The sequence below is a fragment of the Amycolatopsis sp. SID8362 genome (assembly GCF_010550475.1).
Lineage (GTDB): Bacteria > Actinomycetota > Actinomycetes > Mycobacteriales > Pseudonocardiaceae > Amycolatopsis > Amycolatopsis eburnea.
The window spans coordinates 1-254 of the sequence record NZ_JAAGNB010000903.1; the positions used below are offsets into that span (position 1 = coordinate 1).

Below are 254 nucleotides of genomic sequence, written 5' to 3' on the forward strand. Positions count from 1 at the left end.
GCTCTACCTCGCCGACCGGTTCGTCGGCGGGTCGGCCGTCGGTGCCGGGTTCTGGCTGCTGATCGCCGGGCACCTGCTCACGGCGGCCGCCGGGGTCGCGGCCTGGCGGGCGAGCCGGACCGGGGAAGAGCCCGAACGGCGGCGGTGGCGGCTGCTCGTGCCGTTGCTCGCCGTCGCCGCTTCGGTCGGGTTGCTGACCGCTCCCGTGTCCGCCGCGAACGGCTTCCTCCTCGCGCGCGCGTCCTTCGAAGGGC

Annotated in this window: 1 pseudogene; it reads left to right on the forward strand. The window is 76.4% G+C overall.

Annotated elements, in window-relative coordinates:
• Positions 1 to 254: pseudogene (locus tag G3I65_RS27800) on the forward strand (hypothetical protein); the annotation flags it as partial.